Raw genomic sequence first — 20909 nt, 5'->3', positions numbered from 1 at the left:
AGAGCAAATCCGGAGTGGGCAGTTCAATGAATCGGGCCGTTTTTCTCCATTGGTGTTTCATAAATTGCGCCAGCAGGGTGGCCTATCATCACACTAGGCACAATCTCTTGCGGGCGGATTATTCATGCGCGAGGCCCAATAATGATTCCGGATAAATTCGCCGCGGGTTGCCGGAGGCCGCAGGTCCCGGGTCCCGCGGCCTTCGGGAGACGTCAGGGCAGGGTCAGGATGCGGGGGCCCTCGTCGGTGATGGCGACGGTGTGCTCGAAATGGGCGGCCCTGCTGCCGTCGGTGGTGCGCAGCGTCCAGCCGTCGACGTCGGTGCGGTAGGTGTTCCGCCCGCCGGCCATGAGCATGGGTTCGATGGCGAGGACCAGGCCGTGGCGGAGGGGGAAGCCGCGTCCGGGGCGGCCGCGGTTGGGGACGTGCGGGTCTTCGTGCATACGGCGGCCGATGCCGTGGCCGCCGAAGTCGGCGGGCATGCCGCAGCCGGCCTTGCGGGCGACGGTGTCGATGGCGTGGGAGATGTCGCCGATGCGACCGCCCACCCGGGCGGCGGCGATGCCGGCGTCGAGGGCCTGCCGGGTGGCGTCGATCAGCTCGAGGTCGCCGGGGCGCGGCGTTCCGACGGTGAAGCTGATGGCCGCGTCGCCCGTCCAGCCGTCGAGCTGGGCGCCGCAGTCGATGCTCACCAGGTCGCCGTCGCGCAGCCGGTAGCCGGTGGGGATGCCGTGCGACACGGCGTCGTTGACGGATGTGCAGATCACGGCCGGGAAGGGGACGGGGGCGAAGGACGGCCGGTAGCCGAGGAACGGGGAGCCGGCCCCGGCATCGGCCAGCACCGACCGGGCCGCTTCGTCCAGTTCCCGCAGCGGCACCCCCACGCCGGCCGCTTCCCGGGCCGCGGCCAGGGCGTGGGCCACCACGCGTCCGGCCTCCCGCATCGCGTCCAACGCGGCATCGGTCTTGATCTCCACCATGTGTGTGACTCCCCACAGCACGTCAACCCAATACTTATACCGGTATTAGTATCACGGTCGCGGCGAGGACTCGTCACGAGGGACTCGGTTGCGCCGATGGGGAAGGCGGCCGGCGCCGGGGGTGGGTCAGCCGGTGACTCCGAACTGGCTCAGCAGGGTCTCGTTGTCCTCGATGTGCCAGTCCTCGACGATCTTGTCGGTGCCGACGTGCTGGATGTCGATGGCGTCGAAGCGGATCCGCTGTCCCTTGCCGTGGACGCCGTGGAACGTGCCGGTGAAATGGCCGCGGAAGACCAGCCGGGCGGTGATCTTGTCGCCGGTGACCAGGAGATCGGCCAGTTCGCAGGTCAGGTCCGGCACGGCGGCGCGGAAGTTCTTCGACGCGAAGAGCGGGCCGGCGGGGCCCTGGGGGCGGCCGGAGGGCAGCGTGTTGTCCCGGAAGCGCGGGCTGACGGCGGCGTCGAGGTACTTCTGCTCGCCGGTGTTCCAGAACGTGTACAGCTGCTGGGCCAGGCGCACCTCCTGGGAGGCCCGCCGCCGGCCGATCGAGCGGTCCACGGTCAGCGACCCGGGCCGGATCAGGCCGGTCGAGCGGTCGACGAGGTCGCGCGGCGACGCCGGTGCGGCCCGCTCGCCGGGCTGCTGGTGGTAGTCGAACGCGCCGACGGCCATGGCGGCGCCGACGGTGAGCGCGGCCGCGCCGGCGATGGCGGCGGCGGTGATGAGGACGGTACGGATCACCTTGTGCATGAGGGAGCTCTCTCGGTTTCGATGTGGTCGTCGTCGCTGCTGCCGTGGCGGAGCCGGTCGACGCCGGGACCGCCTCGCCGGGTGTCAGGCGAGCCGGCCGCCGCCGTCGACGTGCAGCACGGTGCCGGTGACGTAGGGGTTGGTCATCGCGAACAGGACGGCCTGGACCAGGTCGTCGGGGGTGCCGACGCGGCGGGCCGGGTTGCGTTCGGCGACCTGGCGCAGGAACGCCTCCTTGTCGGCGCCGAGCCCGTCCCAGGAGCCGGTGTCGACGATGCCGGGCGAGACGGCGTTGACCCGCACCGGGGCGATCTCCACGGCCAGGGCCTGGACCAGGAAGGCCAGCGCCCCGTTGGTGGTGGCCATCACGGTCCGTTCCGGGGCCGGGCGCCAGGCGGCCACGCCGGAGAAGAAGGTGAACGAGCCGCCCGCGTCGGCCTGCCCCGCCAGGTGCTTGGCCAGCAGCAGCGGGCCGATCACCTTCGCGGCGAAGGCCCGCTGCACCGCGGCGAGTTCGAGGTCGGCCAGCGGCCCGTTCGCGGGCATCGCCGCCGTGGACACCAGATGGTCGAAGGCGCCGGTCCGCCGGGCGAGCCGGGCGATCGAGTCCTCGTCGGCCAGGTCCACCGGCGCCACCAGGGCGGGGCCGGCCAGTTCGCCGGCGGTCCACTCGAGCTTGCGCGGGTCCGGTCCGGCCAGCACCAGGTCGGCGCCGGCGGCCGAGGCCGCCCGGGCGATCAGCCTGCCCGTACGGGAGCCCGCACCGATGACGACCAGGCGCCGCCCGTCGAGGAACCGCGCGTCGAGAGCAGTGGAAGAAGGCATGGATGTACTCCGTCGAACGATCGGGGAAGAGGGATCCGCCGTCCGCGCGCTGAGCGCGGCGGCCACGGCATGAGCCTCTCCCACGCTGCGCCGATGAGTCCAAGACTTGCTTTTGAGCGCGGCGATAACATTTGTTCATGGCGACGCTTCGGCAACTCGAGTACCTGGTCACGGTCGTGGACACCGGGTCCTTCACCCAGGCGGCGGAGCTGCTGCACGTCACCCAGCCCGCCCTCTCCCACCAGGTCCGCGCCCTGGAGACCTCCCTGGGAGGCCCGCTGCTCGAACGCCTGCCGCGCACGATCCGCCTGACGCCCCTCGGCCGCGCCGTGCTGCCGCACGCCCGCGCCGCGCTCAAGGACGCCGAACGCCTCCGCTCCGCCGCCCGCCGGGCAGCGGGACTCGACGGCGGCGAACTCGAGGTCGCCACCGTCTACTCCGTCAGCCTCGGCGTCCTGCCGCCGGTACTGCGTGCCTGGCGCCGCCGCTACCCGGGCGTCCGTATCCGGCTGCGCGAGTACCCGCACCCCAGCCGGCTGGAGGCGGCGATGGCCGCCGGCCAGGCCGATCTCGCCGTCGGCCCGACCCCGCGACGCTGGGAAGGCCCCGTGCGCGACCTCGGCGTGGAGGAGTTCGTCGTCGTCCTGCCCGCCGACGACCCGCTCGCCGCCGGCGCTCCCGCGGGCGTCGCCCTCAGCACGCTCGCCGACCGCGACTGGGTGCACTTCGCCACCGGCAACGGCCTCGCCGACCTCCTCGACCGGGCCTGCGCGAACGCGGGCTTCCAGCCCAAGGTCGCGGTCCGTGCCGAACAGACCTCCGCGGTCCCCCTGCTCGCCGCCGCCGGACTGGGCCCGGCACTGGTGCCCGCCAACATCGTCCCGCGTGAATTCGACGGCGTCGCACTGCGCCTCGACCCTCCGCTGCGCCGCACCCTCACCGCCTACACCCGCACCCGGCCCGACCCGCTCACCACCGCCTTCGCCGAGCTCCTCGCCCGGCAGGCGTGCGTCCTGCCCGGGCACCTCCGCACCCACGACACCCGGCCGACGGCTTCGGCCGACGCGCCTTTCGACACCCCTGCGGACTGATACGGCTCCACCCCGCGGGGCGGGACAGGCTCACCGCCCGACGCCGGCTGTGGGCGGGGGTGGTGCGGCGGCCGGTCTCTGCGCGTAGATTCACCGCGGGACACCTCTTCCCCCGGGCGGCGGGCGGCTCCTAGGATTCGGCTGTCATGTACATGAAATGACAGCCGAATCCTGTACCGCCCGTCCACCGTGCGGAGATTTCCCATGCCCGAGAACAGACCGGCCCGGCTCCCCTCCCCCCTCTCCGGCCTGCGCCTTCGCACGGCCGCTGTCCTCGCTCCGCTGCTGGCGGGGCTGCTCCTGATGTCCGTTCCCGGCGCCGCCGGCGCCGCCGGTCGGGGTGCCGACGACCGGGCGGCGACGTCCGCCGGTTCCGCCGCGGCGCGTGCCGGCCAAGACGCGGCGCCGATGCCCCGGCGGGGCACCGCGCACGCCGGCAGCTCGCTCGACGGCAGCGTCTCCGCGGCGCGGACCGCCTCCAACGTCGCCTCCGTGGAAGCCGCCGCCGCGGTCTCCGCCGGCCCGCTCGGCCTGGACGTCAGCGGGCACCAGGGCAACGTCGACTGGACGTCCGTCGCCGCCAACGGCGCCGCCTTCGCCTACGTCAAGGCGACCGAGGGCGTCAGCTACACCAACCCGTACTACAGCCAGCAGTACAACGGCTCCCGCAGCGCGGGACTGATCCGCGGCGCCTACCACTTCGCGCTGCCCGACGTCTCCGGCGGCGCCGCCCAGGCCGACTGGTTCTTCGCCCACGGCGGCGGCTGGACCGCCGACGGCTTCACGCTCCCGCCGGCCCTGGACATCGAGTACAACCCCTACGGCGCCTCCTGCTACGGGCTCGGTACCAGCGCGATGGTGTCCTGGATCAAGGCGTTCAGCAACGAGATGTACGCCCTCTCCGGCCGCTACCCGATGATCTACACCACCACCGACTGGTGGAGCACCTGCACCGGCAACACCAGCGCCCTCGCCGCCACCAACCCGCTGTGGATCGCCCGCTACGCGAGCAGCGTCGGCACCCTGCCGGCCGGGTGGAGCGCGCAGAGCATCTGGCAGTACGCGGACTCCGGCACCTTCCCCGGCGACCAGGACGTCTTCAACGGCACCACCGCCCAGTTGCAGGCGCTCGCCCTCGGCACCGGCGGCTCCACCACGACCGCTTGGCCGACCGTCAAGAAGGGCGCGAGCGGGCAGACGGTGAAGACGATCCAGTACCTGCTCAACGCACACGGCGCCTCGCTCACCGTGGACGGCGGCTTCGGCACCAACACCTACAACGCGGTCGTCGCCTTCCAGTCCGCGAACGGACTCGACGCCGACGGCATCGTGGGCCCGCTGACCTGGGCCGCGCTCGTCGTCACCGTGCAGAAGGGCAGCAGCGGGCCGGCCGTCTCCGCCGTGCAGAGCGAACTCAACGCGAGCGGCGCCTCGTTGACGGTGGACGGCAGCTTCGGCACGAACACCTACAACGCCGTCGTCGCCTTCCAGTCCGCGCACGGGCTCACCGCGGACGGCATCGTCGGCCCGCTGACCTGGCGCTCTCTCGTCACCTCCTGAACCCCGACGATCCCGATCCCGTGAGGAGACAGCCATGACCCCCGACCCCCGAACCCGCCCCGGCCGCCGCAGTGTGCTGCGCACCGCCTTCGGCCTCACCGCGGCCGTCGGCACCGCCGGACTGCTGGGCGCGGCCGCGGCCGCCCCGGCCGCCGCCTACAGCTGGTCCAGGACGCTGTCCCAGGGCTCCACCGGCGCGGACGTCGCCGAACTCCAGATCCGGGTGGCCGGCTGGGCCGCCGACAGCGCCAAGCAGACCTATGTCGCCGTCGACGGCGACTTCGGCTCCGGCACCGCCGCCGCGGTCAAGCGGTTCCAGTCCGCGTACGGGCTCAGCGCCGACGGCGTGGCCGGCCCGGCGACCCAGTCGGCGCTCAACGCCCTGGAGAGCTCGGACGGTTCGACCGCGCACTTCGACTTCAGCGAGTTCACCTCGCACGACGGCGCCGGCTTCACCGGCGGCAACGTCTCCTCCACCCAGGTGAAGGAGAACGTCCGGCGCCTGATGTACAAGCTGGAGGCGCTGCGCAAGAAGGCCGGCGGCAGAGCCGTCACCATCAACTCCGGTTTCCGCAGCGTCTCGTACAACTCCTCGGTGGGCGGCGCCTCCAACAGCATGCACACCTACGGCGTCGCCGCGGACGTGGTGGTCTCGGGGCTCTCCACGCTCTCCGTCTACCGCATCGCCGAGACCTGCGGCTTCTCCGGCCTGGAGACGTACTCGGTGTCGTGGCAGCACGTGGACAGCCGCGTCGAGTACCCCTACGGGTCGCAGTTCTGGTGGTGGCAGGACGGCGTGGCCTGAACCGTCACGGCGCGGTCCGCGCCGTCATGACGCCGAAGCCGGCGATGTACTCCCGCACGGGCCGGTAGAACTCGTACGTCACCTCGTACGGGCCCGCGGCACCGAGCGCCGCGAAGGCGGCGACCCAGGTGCGGACCTCGTGGGAGGAGTTGCCGGCTTCCTCGGCCATCCGCTCGGCCGTCATCGCGTCGACCGGGGTGAGGTCGCCGGAGGCGAGGGTCGCCATCAGGGCCCGGTCCCATTCGGGGTTGAGGTCCCGGATGGTGGCCGTGCCCGCCGCGAAGGCCTTCGCCGTGTCGATGACCCGCTGCTGCCGGGCGTCGCGGGCGGCGGCCGTGGGGTGCCTGCCGTCGAGGAGCATCGCGCGGGCGGTGTCGTCGGCGGTGGCCCACTGCGGCACCGGCGGGTCGTGGGAGAGGCCGCCGGAGCCGATGACGAGCACGCGCTCGTCCGGGAGCGCGGCGAGGTAGCCGCCGATCGCCTCGCCGAGGCGGCGGACCCGGCGCATCGTCACGAAGGGCCTGGCGACGCCGTTGACGAAGACCGGGACGGTCGGCACGGCGGCGAGTGAGCCGAAGAGGATCTCCAGCGGCTGGACCGTGCCGTGGTCGACCTCCATGCGGCGGGAGATCGCCACGTCGATGTCGCGTTCCGCGACCCACTGGGCCAGTTCCTCGGCGCGCTCGGCGGGCACGTTCAGCGGCCCTTCGGCGGTGCCGTAGTCGCCGACGCCCCGCGCCCGGTAGCCGATGCAGAACGGCGGCATCAGGTCGTAGAAGAAGCCGTTGTAGTGGTCGGGCGCGAAGCAGACGACCAGGGTGGGGGCGTAGTCCTCGACGAAGGCCCGTGCGGCGTCGAAGGCGCCCTGGACGGCGCCGGCCACCTCGGCGGGCGGGTCGGCGTACTCCAGCAGGGGGCTGTGCGACATGGTGACGAGGGCGAGGGTCATGCGCGGGTTCCTTCCCGGACGAGCGACCCCGCGGTGACGACGGCGGCGAGGGTCCGGGAGGCCTGCTGGGTGAGGGAGGCGGCGGCCACGAAGCGGTCGGGGCGCAGCACGACCAGGCCGCAGGCGCGGACGTCGAACCAGTCCTTCAGGGCCCCGGTGCTGTCGCCGACGACGGTGACCGGTGCCGGGGAGCCGGCGTACCGCTTCTCGGCCCGGGCGCGCTGCGTCTCGGGCATGAAGGAGAGCAGTCGGAACCGGTGACGGCGGACGAGCGCGAGGTCCGCGGCACAGAGGAAGGCCGTCGGGTCGGTGCCCCAGGTGGCGAGGGTCCACCAGTCGCCGGTGACCTCGTCGAGGAGGACGTCCGTGGCGTCGCAGGTGTTGACCCGCGGCTGGATGAACTGCAGGCCGACCGGCGAGTGTTCGCCGGCGGAGTCGGTGAACGGCCAGGAGCCAGAGGCTGATCTCGTAGTGCAGGACACGGTCGTCCTTGCCGTGGATCAGCAGGGTCGGCGCCTGGATGCCGGGGATCTTGTCGCGGTCGACCCTGACCGGGATCGGGGCGCCGTGCGCGAGGCCCTCGACGTAGTTGCGGAGGTGGTCGGGGCGGGCGAGCGCCGCCTCGGAGCGGGCCCGGGTCAGCTCCGGCGTCGCGAAGCGCTCCTTGTCGTAGGTCATGATCTCGACGAGCGCCTTCATGTTCTCCGGGCTCGCGTCCTTGTAGGCCCGGACGAGAACCTTCAGCCCTTCGCTCGGTCCGTCGCCGGCGCCGAAGAGGGTGGCGGGGCCGCGGCCGAGCGAGGCGCCCATCGTCACCAGGTGGGTGACGCGCTCGGGGTGCAGCGTGGCGAAGCGGATCGCGGTGTGGGCGCCCATCGAGTTGCCGACGAGGGCGGCCTTCGGCAGGCCGAGGGTGTCGAGGAACTCCACGAGGGTCCTGTCGTGGTCCATGTCCCGCGTCGCCTGCGCGTCGGAGTCGCCCCATCCCGGCATGTCGGGGGCGATCACGTGGAATCCGGCGTCGGCGATCGCGCCGATGTTGCCCGAGAAGTTCGACCACCCGGTCGCGCCGGGGCCGGAGCCGTGCAGCAGGACGACGGGCGCGGCAGCGGCCTGCCCGGCCTCGTAGTACCGCATACGCAGGCCCGAGGGCAGGGCGATGTCGCGCGCCGCGGATTCCTTCTTGACTGACATGACGTCTTGTGCACTATATGCACGCACTGAATCGATAATTGCACAATCGCGCTCATGGAACGCCTGTTACAGAGCAATGTCAAGAGGCGGCCGCGGCCGCCGCCGGCCTCGGCCGAGGTCGCGGCGCAGCCGCTCGGCCGCCGTGATGAGCGTCGGCGCCGCGCCTTCGGCGATCTCGGCGCGTGAGGTGATCAGGTTGAGGCAGGCGGCCGGGAGACCGTCGACCGCGATCGGCACCGCCACCCCGTAGGCGCCGGGCTCGACCTCGCCGAACGTCGCGGCGAAGCCGCGCTCGCGCGCCTCGGTGACGTTCGCGGCCTCACCGGGAGCGGGCGACTGCGCCGCGAGCAGCGCGACGCCCGCCGAGCCGCGCCCCAGCGGGTGCCGGCTGCCCGTCTTGAAGCTGAGCCGGTACGAGGCACCCGGCGGCTCGACCACCGCCAGGGCCACCGCCTGACTCCCCTCGATCACCAGGAGCGAGATCGTGGCGCCGAGACCGGCGGCGAGTTCGTGCAGGACCGGCTCCGCGGTCGCACGCAGGGTCGCGTGGATGCCGGCGGCGAGCGCGGCGAGCCCGGTGCCGGTGCGGTAGCGGCCGTCGCCGCCGCGGGTCACGAGGTGGAAGTCCGCGAGGGTCGACAGCAGCCGGGAGGCGATCGACCGGTGGACGTCCAGCTCCTGGGCGACCTCCTGGATGCTCAGACCGTCGCCCGCCGTGCTGACAAGCTGCAGGGCGCGCAGTCCGCGGGCGAGCGTCTGGGTGCCGGTAGCGCGAGGGGAATCCGCCATACGCCGAAGCCTAGAACCCCTGCTCGCGCGGGCCGTTCCCGGCCGTGTCCGAGCGCTTCCCGCCGAGGGCCGACAGCGTGTCGGCGTTCGGGGGCCGAGAAAATTGCAGCTTGTGCAATCTTTGCATGATCTGCAAAAATGAGGGTGTGTCCTCTCCTTCCCGCAGCTCCGCTTCCACGGCGTCCTCCGCCGCACCCGAGGATCTGCGCGCCCGGCGCCGGCGCGAGACCCGGCACAAGATCCACGTCGCGGCCGTGCGGCTGGTGGAGCGTGACGGGCTGGCGCAGGTGACCGTCAACATGATCAGCGCCGAGGCAGGTGTCTCACCGCGCACCTTCTTCAACTACTTCCCGACCAAGGAATCCGCCCTCGTCGTGGTTCCGCCGCCGCTCTCCGACGAGCAGCGGCACCGGCTCGCCGCCGGTGACCCGCGACCGCGCCGCGTCCTGCACGACCTGGTGGACGTCCTCACCCAGCAGACGGACGAGGACCTCATGCTCCCGGGCGGACGCCACCATTTCCGGGCCATGGTCCGGATCGCGTCCGCCCACCCCGAACTGGCCGCCCTTCTGCACGCCCGGTTCGACGCCTTCGAGAGCGAACTGACCGGCGTCGTCGCCGACCGCCTCGGCGTCCCCACGACGGACCCGCTGCCCGCCCTGCTGACCGCCCTGGCCTTCTCCGTGGTCCGCGTCGGCCTCCACCAGTGGTCCTCCGGCGAGGAGCACCCCGAGAGCCACGGCCGCGACGACACGCGCACCGGGGCCGGGCACCGCGACACCGACGAGCCGGGGAGTTCCTCCCTGGCCGCGGAACTGCGGCGTGCCGCAGACCTGCTGCGCACGCTCGTCCCCGACCAGCCCGAGTGAGGGACGGCCCTTCCCCTCAGGAACGCCCTTCCCCGCTCCGTGGTCTCCACGGCCCCCCGCTCAGACGGCCCGTGGCCCGGAGCCGTCCGTCGCCGCACATCCGGCCGCCGGCTCGCTCCGGGCTGCCCGCACCACCCACCGACTCAGAGAGTTCCGGACATGCCCGCTGCACCCGCCGCGGCCCGCCCCGATCCCGGCACCCCCGGACAGGGCACGGCCGACGAGCCGTCCACCGAACCCACCCGCGTACCGCGCCACTTCGGGCTGATCTACGCCAGCCTGATGATCGCGATGCTGCTCGGCGCCCTCGACCAGACCATCGTCTCCACGGCCCTGCCCACGATCGTGGGGGAGCTCGACGGCGTCAGCCACATGGCCTGGGTGACGACCGCCTACATTCTCGCCGCCACCATCGGCATGCCCGCCTACGGCAAGCTCGGCGACCTGCTGGGCCGCAAGGCCGTCTTCCTCACCGGCATAGCCGTCTTCGTCCTGGGGTCCGTCCTCGCGGGCGCCGCGCAGTCGATGGCCCCGCTCGTCGCCGGACGGGCCGTGCAGGGCCTCGGCGGCGGCGGCCTCATGATCACCTCCCAGGCGATCATCGCCGACCTGGTGCCGCCCCGGCAGCGGGCCAAGTACATGGCGCCGATGGGCGCCGTGTTCGGTCTCGCCTCCGTCGTCGGGCCGCTGCTGGGCGGCTGGTTCACCGACAGCTCCGACTGGCGCTGGTGCTTCTGGATCAACCTGCCGCTGGGCGCCCTCGCCCTGGCCATCTGCGCCTTCGGCATGCGTCTGCCGCGCCGCCCGGTCAAGGTCGTCTTCGACTACGCCGGCTTCGTGCTGATGGCCGCGGCCGTCACCTGTACGGTGCTCGTCGCCACCTGGGGCGGCAACGACTACGGCTGGACCGACCCGCTGATCCTCGGCCTGGCCGCCGGAGGCGTCGTCGCCTGGGTGCTGTTCCTCGCGGTCGAGGGCCGGGTCGCCGAGCCGATCATCCCGCTGAGCGTCTTCCGCAGCCGGATCTTCAACCTCTCCACCCTGATCGGCCTGCTCGTCGTCGGGGTGGGCATGTTCGCCGTGGTCGGCTACCTGCCCACGTACCTGCAGATGGTGTACGGGAGGACCGCCACCGAGGCGGGGCTGCTGATGATGCCGATGGTCGTCGGCATCATGAGCACCGCCGTCCCGTCCGGCTTCCTGATCAGCAGGACCGGCCGCTACCGGGTCCATCCCATCGCCGGTTCGGTCGTCACCGGTCTCGCCGTCTTCCTGATGTCGACGCTCACCATGGACGACTCGATCGTGCTCGTCAGCGTCTACGTGTTCCTCATGGGCGCCGGCGTCGGCCTGCTGATGCAGACGCTCGTGCTCGCCGTGCAGAACGACTTCCCGGCCGCCGAGGTCGGCACCGCCACCTCGTCCAACAACTTCTTCCGGGAGATCGGCGCCACTCTCGGCACCGCCGCCGTCGGCTCCGTGTTCGCCTCCCGGCTCACCGACCGGCTGGCCTCCACCCTGCCCGGCGACGCCACCGCCTCCGTGGGCAGTTCCCGGTCGCTGACCCCGGCCCTGGTCCACGCCCTCCCGGCACAGACCCGGTCCCTGGTCGTCGACGCCTACCAGCACGCACTGACCCCGGTGTTCCTGTACCTCACCCCGGTCTTCGGCGTCGGCCTGGTGCTCGCGCTGATCCTGCCGGAAAAGCCCCTCGCCGACGCCCAGGCAGACACCCGGTAGAGCTCCGCGTCCGCAAGCCGCACCGCGCGTGACCGCGCGTGCGGCCACCTCACCGACCAGGTGTGCCGTCGGCTGGCCGCCCGGTTGCCGGTATACCCGTCGTCGGCCGGCCCGTCGTCGGCCGACCCGTCGTCAGTCGGCCCCGTGCAGCAATGCGTCGTCGTACGGGCCGGGGCGCGCGCGGGTCTCGGCGCCCGGGCGCCGCACTCGTGGGTCCGCGTGTGGGCGACCACCTCACAGGCCGGTTCTCAGCCCGCTCATGCCGGTTCACACGTCGGGTCGATGACGGCCCGCGCCGCGCCGCATATCGTCGGCGGACACCCTCGATCGCACATGTGCCCCGCGACGGGGCGCGTCCGCGTGTATTTGCCGCGCTGCCCGGCCTCGGCAGGCTCCTGCGCTCCCAGTAGCATGCGTCGAGTCATCCACACTGAGGGAGTGAACGGCTGTGCCCACCACATCAGCCACCACCACGATCCGGTCACGGTATGCCGAGCAGGCGATCTCCGATCTGGCCGAGAATCGCCGCCGGCAGAAGGAATTGACGCGTCAACTGGAGGCTCTGCACCAGGAGGAGTCACTGCTCCTGAACATCCTGAAGCTCGCGGGGGCATCTGACGCGGCGTCCGACACGGCCCCGGACCTGCCGCCCGTACCGCAGCAGGCGGAGAACGAGGCAGAGGTGTCGGCCCCTGTCACCCCGGCCACCTCGCCCGATGCCGCCGAAGCCCCGACCGGGCGTCCGCGCGACGCAGGTGCGAGCCCGGACACCCGTCAGCGCGAGACCCGGGCCGGCAGGACGGGCGTCGGCAGGACCGGCGCCAAGGGTGCCGGCAAGCAGGAAGAGCGGCCGGTTCTCCTCCAGGACCTGCTGCTGGAACTGCTCGCCGCGCACAGCGAGCCCCGCCTCGCGGCGGAACTGCGCGAGGAACTGCTGCGCGCACACCCGGACCGGCAGCCCACGCCGCAGGTCGTGCGCAACACCCTGGAGGCGCTGGTGGCCAAGGGGCGCATCCAGCGGCACAAGCAGAACAGGTCGGTCATGTACACCGTGGTGAAGTCGAACGACACCTGAGCCGCCGAACGCATGTGACGGCGGACCGCTGCAGCCGGTCGGGGGGTGACTCGTCGTGCTCCCCCGCTTTCGCGTTTCGTCGAACGACCGACTTCGGCGGTGACGCCGCGCCCGCGGTCCGGCGGGCTCGGCTGATCCGGCCGACTGCCGGGGTAGCCCGTTCGGCCTCCACAAGAGGCCGCCCCATGCCGGCCGTGCTCGTATGGGAGTGTTCTCCACATCGACCTGGGAGGTGACCATGCACGAAATGTGGCAGGGCGCGGACCCCTCAGGAGAACCGGTGTGGCATGTCCTGACGGCTGACAAGACCTCTACGTTGTGCGGTGTGGAGAAGCCGGAGCAGCCCAGCCGGCAGGAGCCGACGGACAAGCACTGCTTTGCCTGCATGAAGGCGTTTCAGGCAGCCATGGTGTGACTCCCCCACGCACCCGCATCACCGCCCCGCACGCGTCGGTGTGTGAGGGACCATGTGTCGGCCACCCCGGGCGAGCGAAACAGGGTTGTGGGTTCGGGTGGGTGCGCGAGATCCTTTGAGGCGGTACTGCCCGTGTCGTCTGTTGGAGGACTTCCGTGACCGATCCTGCGCCCGCGCCGCTGCCCGCGCCGCCCTACTACGCCGTGGTGTTCACCGCCGTGCGGACCGCCGACGACAACGGCTACGGGGAGGCGGACGAGCGACTGCTGAAACTGGCTGCCGAGCAGCCGGGATTCCTCGGCATCGATTCCGCCCGCCGCGCGGACGGCCTGGGGATCACGGTGTCGTACTGGAAGGACGAGGACTCGATCGCCGCTTGGCGGGAGCACGCGGAGCACGCCCTGGCCCGTGCGCACGGACGCGAGCGCTGGTACTCCTCGTTCGCGCTCCACGTGGCCAAGGTCGAGCGCGCCTACGGGTTCACCCGCCCGGCGGACTCGTAGCCGCCACCGCGCCGTCAGAGCGGGTTCAGGCGGGCCTTGAGGAGGCAGAACTCGTTGCCCTCGGGGTCGGCGAGAACATGCCATTGCTCCTCACCGGTCTGGCCGATGTCTGCCGGGCGCGCCCCGAGCTTCAGGAGGCGTTCGAGTTCGGCGTCCTGATCGCGGTCGGTGGGGTTGACGTCGATGTGCAGCCGGGCCTTCCCCGGCTCCGGCTCTTCCCTGCGGCTGAGGATGATCGTCGGCTGCGGACCGCCGAACCCTTCGCGCGGCCCGATCTCGATGCAGTCGTTCCCCTCGCGGTCGAGCACGACGAAGTCCAGGACCTCGCACCAGAACCGCGCCAGCACCTCGGGGTCGCGGCAGCCGAGCACGAGCTCACTGATACGACATGCCATGGACGAAACCTGCTCTCCGGAACGGGAACTGTCGGGAGCGGCGGCGCGGAGCCCTCGGGCCCCCACCGTGGGAACACGCTCGCGACCGTACCGGGCCGTGCGAGCGGGCGCGAAGGGTTTTCCGGGCTGACGACGGGAAGCGCCGCCACGGCGAAGGCAGCCCGTACTCAGCCGTACCCGACAGTGCGTGCGCGGCCGTACTCAGGAGTGCCGTGCGTGGGCGGTGACGTGGAGGATCCTGACGGGCCCGCCCGGGGCGGCTTCCCAGCGGCAGCGTGCCCTGGCGGGGTAGAAGATCGTGTCACGCGGGCCGAGGCGGTACCTGCCGTCGCCTTCGATGTCCACGTCGAGACGTCCGGCGATCAGGTAGGTCGCGGCAGGGGTGGGGTAGTCGAACCACTCGTCGTTGTTCTGGGTGTGGTCGAACTCCATCTCGGAGAGTTCGAAGGAGTGGTGGGCCATCCCGGCCATGAAGCGGACCGGGATGGCTGACTCCTCGGTACTCGCGATCCGGCGGCCCTCGTGGGCCCGTACCACCGTCGCACCGGGTCGCGGCGTCACGACCGGCAGCAGGTCTCCCGGCGTGACGTCGAGCGCTGTCGCGATGCGGTACAGGCTCAGCATGGACGGCGAGGCCTCTCCTCGTTCGATCTTGCTCAGGAACGGCTGCCCGATGTCGGCGGTCTCGGCCAGCTGCCGCATCAGCAGGCCGCGTTCGGTGCGCCAGTGGCGAATGCGTTCGCCGACGGCGAGGGCGACGGCGTCCGCCACGGGTTCTCCGGTTTCCATCAGTCGGCTTCCGTCAGAGCGAACGCGGCCTACGAACCCTGCTGGGCCGCGAGGACGCGGGAGGCCTCACGCACGGCGGCGGTGTTGGCCTTGCCCTGCCGCGAGCCGGCCAGCTTGGCCGCGATGTGGTCGCGCACCAGGATCGGCTCGTAGGCCATGCCTCCGTCCGCGTCGAGGTGGCTGGGCAGGGTGGCGACGGTCGCGTCGATGTTGCCGTCGTGGAAGAACGCCACCGACCGGCGCCGCTTGATCGTCCCGTCGATCACCGGGGGCTTCACCCGGTGGAGGGTGGACATCCACCGGTCGTTCGTGAGCCGGGCGGTGAGGTCGCCCAGGTTGATCAGCAGAGCGCCGTCGATGGGCTGGACGTCGTGCCAGACGTTGTCGCGGCCGAGGACCTGCAGGCCGGCGACCTGGTCGGCCCACAGGACGGTGACGAAGCCGAAGTCGGTGTGCTCCCCCATGCCGGTCGGGTCGCCGTCGAGGGAGACGTCGGTGCCCTCGGGAAGGGCGTAGTTGTTCATCCGCAGCACGTCGACGGAGTGGTCGGTGAGGTGCTCGAAGAAGTCGCCGGGTATTCCGAGCGCGTCGGCGAAGACGGTCATCAGGGTGCGGGCGACCCGCGCGGCGTGGTCGTAGTAGGCCTCGACCCTGGGCCGGAAGGCGTCGACGTCGGGCCAGACGTTGATGCCGTAGTCGGCCTCCGAGAGGTCCGGTTCCTCGAACCAGCGCGCTTCGGAGCCGATGTTGAACGCCTCGAAGAAGTCGTTCATGCGCGACGCCGATTCCACACCGAGGCTGAGGCTCAGCGACTCGCTCTTCGGCGGGCTGTAGCCGCGGTTGCCCGGCACCTGGTAGGCCTTCTTCTCCTGGAGGCCGAGCGCGAAGAAGCCGTCGACCGCTTCGGTCAGCCCGGCGATCACGTCGTCGGGCACGCGATGGCCGAGGATCTGCACGAAGCCGACGGTGGCGCAGGCTTCGTCCATGGCGCGGGCGACAGCCGCCCGTGCCTGGGCGCCGAGCTTCCCCGTGTAGGCGGATATGTCCACGACGGGAACGCTGAACGGGCTGCTGTCGGGCATGGTTCCTCCGGAGGACGTCCGTCGATCGAGGGGGACGGCGGGGCAGGGAAGGCTCCTGGCCAGGAGGCGACGTTCAGAGATTCTCCCGGGGAATGCGTATTCCCTCGATGAATGCGTCGTTACGGTCGCGTTGCCCGGCCGACGTGCCCGCAGCCGGTCAGCGCGTCGCGCGGCGCGGAGGGCGAGGAGATGCCGAGCTTCGCGTCGACGCGGTGCGGGTGCGCCCGCAGCGTGCGCGGCGAGATGAAGAGCGGCGGTCGGTCATTCGACCGACGCCGTCGTTCGTCGACACAGGCGGCCTCGTAGATGCGGGCGGCCTCGTAGATGCGGGCGCCGGTAGGCGGCGGGAATAAGAAGCCCGCGCATGCAATTGATTCGCGGGGAGCGTGTTCCGTGTCCGCGGGGTGCGCCACCCGTCCGCCGTCCGCTCAGGACACTGCCAAGGAGTCCCTGTGACCTCCCTCTTCACGCCCTACGATCTCAGGTCGCTGACCGTCCCCAACCGCATCTGGATGGCCGCGATGTGCCAGTACAGCGCCGAACCCGAGGGCGAGGCGGTCGGCGCCCCCACGGACTGGCACTTCACGCACCTGGCGGCACGGGCCACCGGCGGGGCAGGGCTGATCATCACCGAGGCCACGGCCGTCAGCCCGGAGGGCCGGATCAGCCCCTACGACCTCGGCATCTGGAACGACACCCAGGCCGCCGCGTTCCGCCGCATCACCTCTTTCCTGACCTCGCAGGGCGTCGTCCCCGGCATCCAGCTGGCGCACGCCGGGCGCAAGGCGTCGACCGAGCGGACCTGGGTCGACCGCGGCCGGCAGATCCGCCCGGACGAGCCCTACGGCTGGCAGCCGGTCGCCCCCAGCGCTCTCCCCTTCGACGCCTCCGCCACCACGCCCGCCGAGCTGACCACGGACCAGATCCGGGACGTCGTCCGGCAGTTCGCCCAGGCCGCCGAACGCGCGCTGGGTGCGGGTTTCCAGGTCGCCGAGGTCCACGGGGCCCACGGTTACCTGATCCACCAGTTCCTCTCCCCGCACAGCAACCACCGCACCGACGAGTACGGCGGCTCCTTCGAGAACCGGATCCGCTTCGCCCTGGAGGTCGTCGACGCCGTGCGCGCGGTGTGGCCGGACGAGCTGCCGGTGTTCTTCCGGGTCTCCGCCACCGACTGGCTCAGCGAGAATCCCGAGGACGACCGCGAGGGCTGGACCGCCGACGACACCGTCCGCCTCGCCAAGGAGCTCCAGGCCCGCGGCGTCGACCTGATGGACGTCTCCACCGGCGGCATCGCCCCCGACGCCCGGATCGAGACCGGTCCCGGCTACCAGGTGCCGTTCGCCGAACGGGTGCGCAACGAGACCGGCATGCCGGTCGCCGCCGTAGGACTGATCACCGAGCCCGCCCAGGCCCAGGAGATCGTCGCCTCCGGCCGCGCCGACGCCGTTCTCCTGGCCCGCGAGCTGCTCCGCGACCCGTACTGGCCGCGCCACGCCGCCGCCGCGCTCGGCGGCCGGGTCGCCGCGCCCGTCCAGTACCACCGGGCCTGACCGGACGGTGGGCGGGACACCGGTTCCCGCCCACCGGCACGGGCCTGCGCCGCCCCCGTGTCCGCTTGCGGCTGGTCACGACGACGGCATCATGCACCCGTTCAGGCATCCCACACGTGTGTCACCGGCATTCCTGGTTCCCTGTCGCCCCTAGGAACCGAATCCGCCGATCACATCGCTCATCGGGTAGCTGTAGATCTCCCGCTTGCACGAGGAGCAGGCGCTCGACGCGTGCTCGCTCAGTGACCAGAGCTGAGGCGCGAGACCGGTGCCCCTGCCGTGCGTCAGGTACAGGTCCTCGGGGCCGATGGCCGACTTCAGGACGGTCGAAGCGGCGACCAGGCGGTCGGTGCCGTTGACCGTCTGCACGGTCGCCTGCAACAGGCGGCCGGTGCTGTAGCCGTTGCTGCGGTGGAAGTACCACTTGCCCTCGTACCGCATGACCCCCTGGATCTTGTGCCACAGGGGTTCGCCGTTGAACGTCCCCGTGGCCGGCAGGCCGTAGGCCGCGTCCGCGTCGGCGAGGGTGCCCGCCGCGCCTTCGACGGCTGTCGTCAGCGCGGTCATCGGGTAGGTGGCGACCCGGCCGGGACTGTCGCCGCCGGCGTTGAGGTTGCAGTACTCGCCGATGACCATGTGGTCGGTGCCGGTGCGGTCCAGGGAGACGTACGACACCTTGGGCCGGCCGGTCGAGTAGCACTGGCTGTTGTCCGTGCTCCCGCCGTTCTTCGCCGTCGTCATCTTCAGCGAGGCGACCTGGGGCATGACGTACCGGTAACCGAAGCTGTACCAGACGTTGCTCTGGCGGCCGATCAGCTTCTTCTCCGTGACGTCGCTCGTCAGCCCGTCGGGCGTCGGGTCGTTGACCGAGTCGTCGTTGTCCGGGTTGAGGTCCAGGATCTGGCGCATGTCGAACACCCGCAGCCCGTTGGCGGTGTCGGCGACGTACAGGTAGTTGCCGTACCAGGCCATGCCGCCCGCGTGGATGCCGTTCTGCGCCGCGCAGGACGACGTCACGACGGACACGCACGAGCCCTCGCGCGCGTGCAGGGCGTCGAACGAGATGTGGTTCCTGGAGTTGACGTACGGCCAGACCAGCAGCACGTGTCGGTATTCGTGCGAGGTCGTGTTGAAGAAGCTGACGCGGACGCCCTTTTCGTTGCAGGCGTCGGCGGCGGTGGACAGCAGACAGTTGTTGAGTCCGCCCGAGGCGTAGTCGCTGCGTCCCGGGTTCTGCGCGTCGTAGGAGGCGACGGCCAGCGGGTTGGAGTCAGAGGTCCCCCAGGTCTCGTCCTCCTGGGCGTCCGAGATACCGGTGATGGCCTGCGGCACCCACTCCGTGGACGTGGCGTCGTCGCTCTTCCAGCAGACGCGGTGGTAGGGCGTCAGGTCGGAGTCGTAGATCGTCTTGGTGCCGCATCCGTCGTCCCAGGCGGCGTCCCGGTTGGTGTTCTCCACCTTCATGAGGTCGGTGAGGGTCTCTTTGGGCAGTGCGGCGTCCAGCTGCGACACCAGCCCGCTGAGGTCGCCGCCCTTCTTCAGCTGGAAGTCCCCGGCGCGGCCCGCGACCAGTGTGGAGGTCCCGGTCGAGGTGGCGCCGGCGAAGTCGTCCTGTTCCCCGGCGCCCTCGTCGTCGAAGTTGTCGTCCGGCATACCCGCTTCGTAGGCGGTGGTGGGATCGTCCGCGGCCGCGGCGGGGGCGGCGTTCGACACCGGTACGAGGCCGAGCAGCACGCCGGTCACCAACGTACGGACGACGAAGCGCGCCCTGCGGGAGGGTCTTCCCATCTGGAGCCTTTCCATCAGGCATGGCTGACACGCCATCAGCCACATGAGGGAAGAACGTTAGCAATCATGATCCGCAGATTGCATGCACCTGTCAGCCACGCACGGGGTCGGGATCCGGCCGCCATGCTGCGCGGGCGGACGGGCCGTCACCCGAGCGCTCTGCTCAGCCCGTCCGGCTGGTAGACGTCGTCGCCCATCGCTTCGTCGGTCAACCGCACCCCTCGTTCCCGGTTCCGCGCGGGGCGACGGCTCAGCCGCCCCGTTCCGCGCCGTCGATCCGCCGGTCGCCTGTGACAGCGCCCTGTCGGCCGCTTTCACAGGCGACCGGCGTTCACCCTCCGTCGTCCGCCCGGCCGCTCGGACCGGCGGACCCGCCCGGTCCCGGGTGGCTGTGGCCGTCGGTCGACGCCGGGCCGTCGCACGGCGGGGTGGTCCCGCAGGCGGCAGGCCCGCACCGGCCGGGAAGCGGGACGCCATTGGCGCGCAGCACTTCGCGGACGTCCAGGATCAGGGGGAACACCTCCTGGTTGCGGTCCTCGCCCTGCTCGTCCCACGCCCGCTGCTCGGCTTCTACGGCCATGCGGTCCTCGGCGAACACCCGCTCGGTGAAGTGCCTGATCAGCGGCCAGGCCAGATGCAGGACGCCGGGCACCCGGGGCTTCTCGATCATGAGCAGCCCGTAGGCGCGACACGTGCGCTGCTCGGCGTCCTCGGGCACGTACACCGCCCAGAGGCGGAACGCGGGACGCTCGGCCTTCTCCGGGACCAGGTCGAGCGTCTGGTACGGGTATTCGGTCCGGATGGTCATCACGTCGGCTGAATCCCCGCCGCGCAGGCCCTCGCCGGCCAGCAGACCGGCGCCGAGGTTGCGCTTGCCGCCGGCGTGGGTGAACAGGTACCTGGCCTCCACGGACCGTGCGGACGTGCGGTGTTCCAGCAGTTCGGGGTGGAGTCTGCCGACCACGCCCCGGTGGAGGAACTGGTGGTTCATGTCGAGCAGGTTCTCGTGCATGAACGAGTAGTGGCAGCGTACCGACCGGGAGAAGGTCATGGTCCGGTACCGGGGCGAGCCGAACGCCGGCAGCACGGGCAGCGCGGCGGCCGACGCCTTCCGCGGGTCGCCGGGAAACACGTACACCAGGCCGTAGGCCTCGTGGACGGGGTAGCCGCGCACACCGCGCGACGGACGTCGGTCGCCCTTGGACAGGTACGGGATCTGGGAGATCCGGCCGTCTCCTCGGTAGGCCCACGCGTGATAGCAGCAGCGGAGCGCGTCACCGTCCACGACGCCCATGCTCAGCGGCACCTGCCGGTGGGCGCACCGGTCCTCCAGCGCGTGGACCGCGCCGCTCTCGCCGCGGTAGAGCGCGATGCGCTCACCGGCGAAGGCGGTCGCGATCACCCGGCCCCTGCGCACGTTTCTCGACAGGGCCACCGGATACCAGTGGTCCGGGTTCGCCCCGACACGCCTCAGGTCGACGGGACCGGGACCCGGGTCGTGGCGTCCTCGGGGGCGCCGACGTCCACCGGCTGCGTCGACGTCGGTGTCGGTCATACGTCTCCCCTCGCCATGGGACGGCACCCGCCCATGCTGACCGTCGCCCGCCGCCATGGCCCGCCCAGCACGTCCGGACGGGTGGGGGGGGGCCGGGGGCGGGGGGGGGGCCCCCCCCCGCCCCCCCCCGCCCCCCGCCGCGGCGCCGGGGCGGGGGGGTGGCCCCCCCCCCGGGCGGGCCCCCGGAGCGCGGGGGGGGAGG

General features: G+C 71.6%; 20 protein-coding genes and 1 pseudogene. 9 read left to right on the top strand and 12 right to left on the bottom strand.

Features of this window, described 5'->3' with window-relative positions; all coding sequences use genetic code 11:
- Positions 1 to 212: 212 nt before the first annotated feature.
- The 3 genes from map to ACH4ZX_RS07300 form a co-directional block, all read right to left on the bottom strand.
- The gene (gene map, locus ACH4ZX_RS07310) at positions 213 to 980 is read right to left on the bottom strand and encodes a type I methionyl aminopeptidase (protein WP_398268854.1); all 768 of its coding nucleotides are present in this window, start codon (positions 978 to 980) and stop codon (positions 213 to 215) included.
- 126 nt (positions 981 to 1106) lie between these two features.
- A complete protein-coding gene (locus ACH4ZX_RS07305) occupies positions 1107 to 1730 on the bottom strand; it encodes an ester cyclase (protein ID WP_398268851.1) in 624 nt (207 codons plus the stop codon).
- Positions 1731 to 1814: 84 nt separating this feature from the next.
- Complete coding sequence (locus ACH4ZX_RS07300; protein ID WP_398268848.1) at positions 1815 to 2555, bottom strand: SDR family oxidoreductase; 741 nt, start codon at positions 2553 to 2555, stop codon at positions 1815 to 1817.
- A 137-nt stretch (positions 2556 to 2692) separates the two neighbouring features.
- Here ACH4ZX_RS07300 and ACH4ZX_RS07295 point away from each other — a divergent pair, with 137 nt between their 5' ends.
- The 3 genes from ACH4ZX_RS07295 (at position 2693) to ACH4ZX_RS07285 (ending at position 6011) form a co-directional block, all read left to right on the top strand.
- Positions 2693 to 3646, top strand: a complete 954-nt coding sequence (locus ACH4ZX_RS07295; protein WP_398268845.1) for a LysR family transcriptional regulator — start codon at positions 2693 to 2695, stop codon at positions 3644 to 3646.
- 204 nt (positions 3647 to 3850) lie between these two features.
- Positions 3851 to 5206 (top strand): GH25 family lysozyme, encoded by a 1356-nt coding sequence (locus ACH4ZX_RS07290; RefSeq protein WP_398268842.1) that lies wholly within the window; start codon positions 3851 to 3853, stop codon positions 5204 to 5206.
- Between the two features lie 34 nt (positions 5207 to 5240).
- Positions 5241 to 6011: a D-Ala-D-Ala carboxypeptidase family metallohydrolase gene (locus ACH4ZX_RS07285; protein WP_398268839.1), complete on the top strand. Its 771-nt coding sequence runs from the start codon at positions 5241 to 5243 to the stop codon at positions 6009 to 6011.
- A 4-nt stretch (positions 6012 to 6015) separates the two neighbouring features.
- Here the strand turns inward: ACH4ZX_RS07285 and ACH4ZX_RS07280 are convergent, their stop codons facing one another.
- From ACH4ZX_RS07280 to ACH4ZX_RS07265, 4 genes and pseudogenes are all read right to left on the bottom strand, one after another.
- Positions 6016 to 6960: a 3-carboxyethylcatechol 2,3-dioxygenase gene (locus ACH4ZX_RS07280; protein ID WP_398269129.1), complete on the bottom strand. Its 945-nt coding sequence runs from the start codon at positions 6958 to 6960 to the stop codon at positions 6016 to 6018.
- Positions 6957 to 7442, bottom strand: a complete 486-nt coding sequence (locus ACH4ZX_RS07275) for a hypothetical protein (RefSeq protein ID WP_398269159.1) — start codon at positions 7440 to 7442, stop codon at positions 6957 to 6959. Before ACH4ZX_RS07275 ends, ACH4ZX_RS07280 begins: the two co-directional genes overlap by 4 nt.
- Positions 7405 to 8097: pseudogene (locus ACH4ZX_RS07270) on the bottom strand (alpha/beta fold hydrolase); the annotation flags it as partial. The gene ACH4ZX_RS07275 and the pseudogene ACH4ZX_RS07270, both read right to left, overlap by 38 nt.
- A 123-nt stretch (positions 8098 to 8220) precedes the next feature.
- Positions 8221 to 8943: an IclR family transcriptional regulator gene (locus ACH4ZX_RS07265; RefSeq protein WP_398268836.1), complete on the bottom strand. Its 723-nt coding sequence runs from the start codon at positions 8941 to 8943 to the stop codon at positions 8221 to 8223.
- 146 nt (positions 8944 to 9089) lie between these two features.
- On the opposite strand from ACH4ZX_RS07265, the gene ACH4ZX_RS07260 reads away from it, so the two are divergent.
- From ACH4ZX_RS07260 to ACH4ZX_RS07240, 5 genes are all read left to right on the top strand, one after another.
- Positions 9090 to 9812 carry a TetR/AcrR family transcriptional regulator gene (locus ACH4ZX_RS07260; RefSeq protein ID WP_398268833.1) on the top strand — a complete coding sequence of 241 codons (723 nt, stop codon included), beginning with the start codon at positions 9090 to 9092 and terminating at the stop codon, positions 9810 to 9812.
- 159 nt (positions 9813 to 9971) lie between these two features.
- Positions 9972 to 11552, top strand: a complete 1581-nt coding sequence (locus ACH4ZX_RS07255; protein WP_398268830.1) for an MDR family MFS transporter — start codon at positions 9972 to 9974, stop codon at positions 11550 to 11552.
- Between the two features lie 448 nt (positions 11553 to 12000).
- Entirely contained in the window at positions 12001 to 12627 is a 627-nt protein-coding gene (locus ACH4ZX_RS07250; RefSeq protein ID WP_398268827.1) for a hypothetical protein, read from the top strand.
- Between the two features lie 232 nt (positions 12628 to 12859).
- Positions 12860 to 13042, top strand: a complete 183-nt coding sequence (locus ACH4ZX_RS07245; RefSeq protein ID WP_398269156.1) for a hypothetical protein — start codon at positions 12860 to 12862, stop codon at positions 13040 to 13042.
- A 155-nt stretch (positions 13043 to 13197) separates the two neighbouring features.
- Positions 13198 to 13545: an antibiotic biosynthesis monooxygenase family protein gene (locus ACH4ZX_RS07240; protein WP_398268825.1), complete on the top strand. Its 348-nt coding sequence runs from the start codon at positions 13198 to 13200 to the stop codon at positions 13543 to 13545.
- 14 nt (positions 13546 to 13559) lie between these two features.
- Here the strand turns inward: ACH4ZX_RS07240 and ACH4ZX_RS07235 are convergent, their stop codons facing one another.
- The 3 genes from ACH4ZX_RS07235 to ACH4ZX_RS07225 all read right to left on the bottom strand — a co-directional run bounded on the left by ACH4ZX_RS07235 (position 13560) and on the right by ACH4ZX_RS07225 (position 15811).
- Positions 13560 to 13940, bottom strand: coding sequence for a VOC family protein (locus ACH4ZX_RS07235; RefSeq protein WP_398268821.1), 381 nt, complete (start codon positions 13938 to 13940; stop codon positions 13560 to 13562).
- 201 nt (positions 13941 to 14141) lie between these two features.
- Complete coding sequence (locus ACH4ZX_RS07230; RefSeq protein WP_398268818.1) at positions 14142 to 14729, bottom strand: helix-turn-helix domain-containing protein; 588 nt, start codon at positions 14727 to 14729, stop codon at positions 14142 to 14144.
- 29 nt (positions 14730 to 14758) lie between these two features.
- Positions 14759 to 15811 (bottom strand): isopenicillin N synthase family dioxygenase, encoded by a 1053-nt coding sequence (locus ACH4ZX_RS07225; protein ID WP_398268815.1) that lies wholly within the window; start codon positions 15809 to 15811, stop codon positions 14759 to 14761.
- Between the two features lie 452 nt (positions 15812 to 16263).
- On the opposite strand from ACH4ZX_RS07225, the gene ACH4ZX_RS07220 reads away from it, so the two are divergent.
- The gene (locus ACH4ZX_RS07220; RefSeq protein ID WP_398268812.1) at positions 16264 to 17364 is read left to right on the top strand and encodes an NADH:flavin oxidoreductase/NADH oxidase; all 1101 of its coding nucleotides are present in this window, start codon (positions 16264 to 16266) and stop codon (positions 17362 to 17364) included.
- Positions 17365 to 17514: 150 nt separating this feature from the next.
- On the opposite strand, the gene ACH4ZX_RS07215 is transcribed toward ACH4ZX_RS07220, so the two are convergent.
- Both ACH4ZX_RS07215 and ACH4ZX_RS07210 read right to left on the bottom strand, forming a co-directional pair.
- A complete protein-coding gene (locus ACH4ZX_RS07215) occupies positions 17515 to 19152 on the bottom strand; it encodes a hypothetical protein (protein WP_398268809.1) in 1638 nt (545 codons plus the stop codon).
- Positions 19153 to 19483: 331 nt separating this feature from the next.
- Complete coding sequence (locus ACH4ZX_RS07210; RefSeq protein WP_398268806.1) at positions 19484 to 20707, bottom strand: Rieske 2Fe-2S domain-containing protein; 1224 nt, start codon at positions 20705 to 20707, stop codon at positions 19484 to 19486.
- Positions 20708 to 20909 lie beyond the last annotated feature (202 nt).

This window comes from Streptomyces sp. NPDC020490 (assembly GCF_044335305.1).
Lineage (GTDB): Bacteria > Actinomycetota > Actinomycetes > Streptomycetales > Streptomycetaceae > Streptomyces.
Note: the sequence above shows the minus strand (reverse complement) of the source record. Positions and strands in the feature narration are given on the sequence as shown.

What these genes read in the sequence shown, in the direction of transcription:
- map (WP_398268854.1), bottom strand. Translation starts at nt 980, where the DNA reads ATGGTGGAGATCAAGACCGATGCCGCGTTGGACGCGATGCGGGAGGCC.
- ACH4ZX_RS07305 (WP_398268851.1), bottom strand. Translation starts at nt 1,730, where the DNA reads ATGCACAAGGTGATCCGTACCGTCCTCATCACCGCCGCCGCCATCGCC.
- ACH4ZX_RS07300 (WP_398268848.1), bottom strand. Translation starts at nt 2,555, where the DNA reads ATGCCTTCTTCCACTGCTCTCGACGCGCGGTTCCTCGACGGGCGGCGC.
- ACH4ZX_RS07295 (WP_398268845.1), top strand. Translation starts at nt 2,693, where the DNA reads ATGGCGACGCTTCGGCAACTCGAGTACCTGGTCACGGTCGTGGACACC.
- ACH4ZX_RS07290 (WP_398268842.1), top strand. Translation starts at nt 3,851, where the DNA reads ATGCCCGAGAACAGACCGGCCCGGCTCCCCTCCCCCCTCTCCGGCCTG.
- ACH4ZX_RS07285 (WP_398268839.1), top strand. Translation starts at nt 5,241, where the DNA reads ATGACCCCCGACCCCCGAACCCGCCCCGGCCGCCGCAGTGTGCTGCGC.
- ACH4ZX_RS07280 (WP_398269129.1), bottom strand. Translation starts at nt 6,960, where the DNA reads ATGACCCTCGCCCTCGTCACCATGTCGCACAGCCCCCTGCTGGAGTAC.
- ACH4ZX_RS07265 (WP_398268836.1), bottom strand. Translation starts at nt 8,943, where the DNA reads ATGGCGGATTCCCCTCGCGCTACCGGCACCCAGACGCTCGCCCGCGGA.
- ACH4ZX_RS07255 (WP_398268830.1), top strand. Translation starts at nt 9,972, where the DNA reads ATGCCCGCTGCACCCGCCGCGGCCCGCCCCGATCCCGGCACCCCCGGA.
- ACH4ZX_RS07235 (WP_398268821.1), bottom strand. Translation starts at nt 13,940, where the DNA reads ATGGCATGTCGTATCAGTGAGCTCGTGCTCGGCTGCCGCGACCCCGAG.
- ACH4ZX_RS07230 (WP_398268818.1), bottom strand. Translation starts at nt 14,729, where the DNA reads ATGGAAACCGGAGAACCCGTGGCGGACGCCGTCGCCCTCGCCGTCGGC.
- ACH4ZX_RS07225 (WP_398268815.1), bottom strand. Translation starts at nt 15,811, where the DNA reads ATGCCCGACAGCAGCCCGTTCAGCGTTCCCGTCGTGGACATATCCGCC.
- ACH4ZX_RS07215 (WP_398268809.1), bottom strand. Translation starts at nt 19,152, where the DNA reads ATGGGAAGACCCTCCCGCAGGGCGCGCTTCGTCGTCCGTACGTTGGTG.
- ACH4ZX_RS07210 (WP_398268806.1), bottom strand. Translation starts at nt 20,707, where the DNA reads ATGACCGACACCGACGTCGACGCAGCCGGTGGACGTCGGCGCCCCCGA.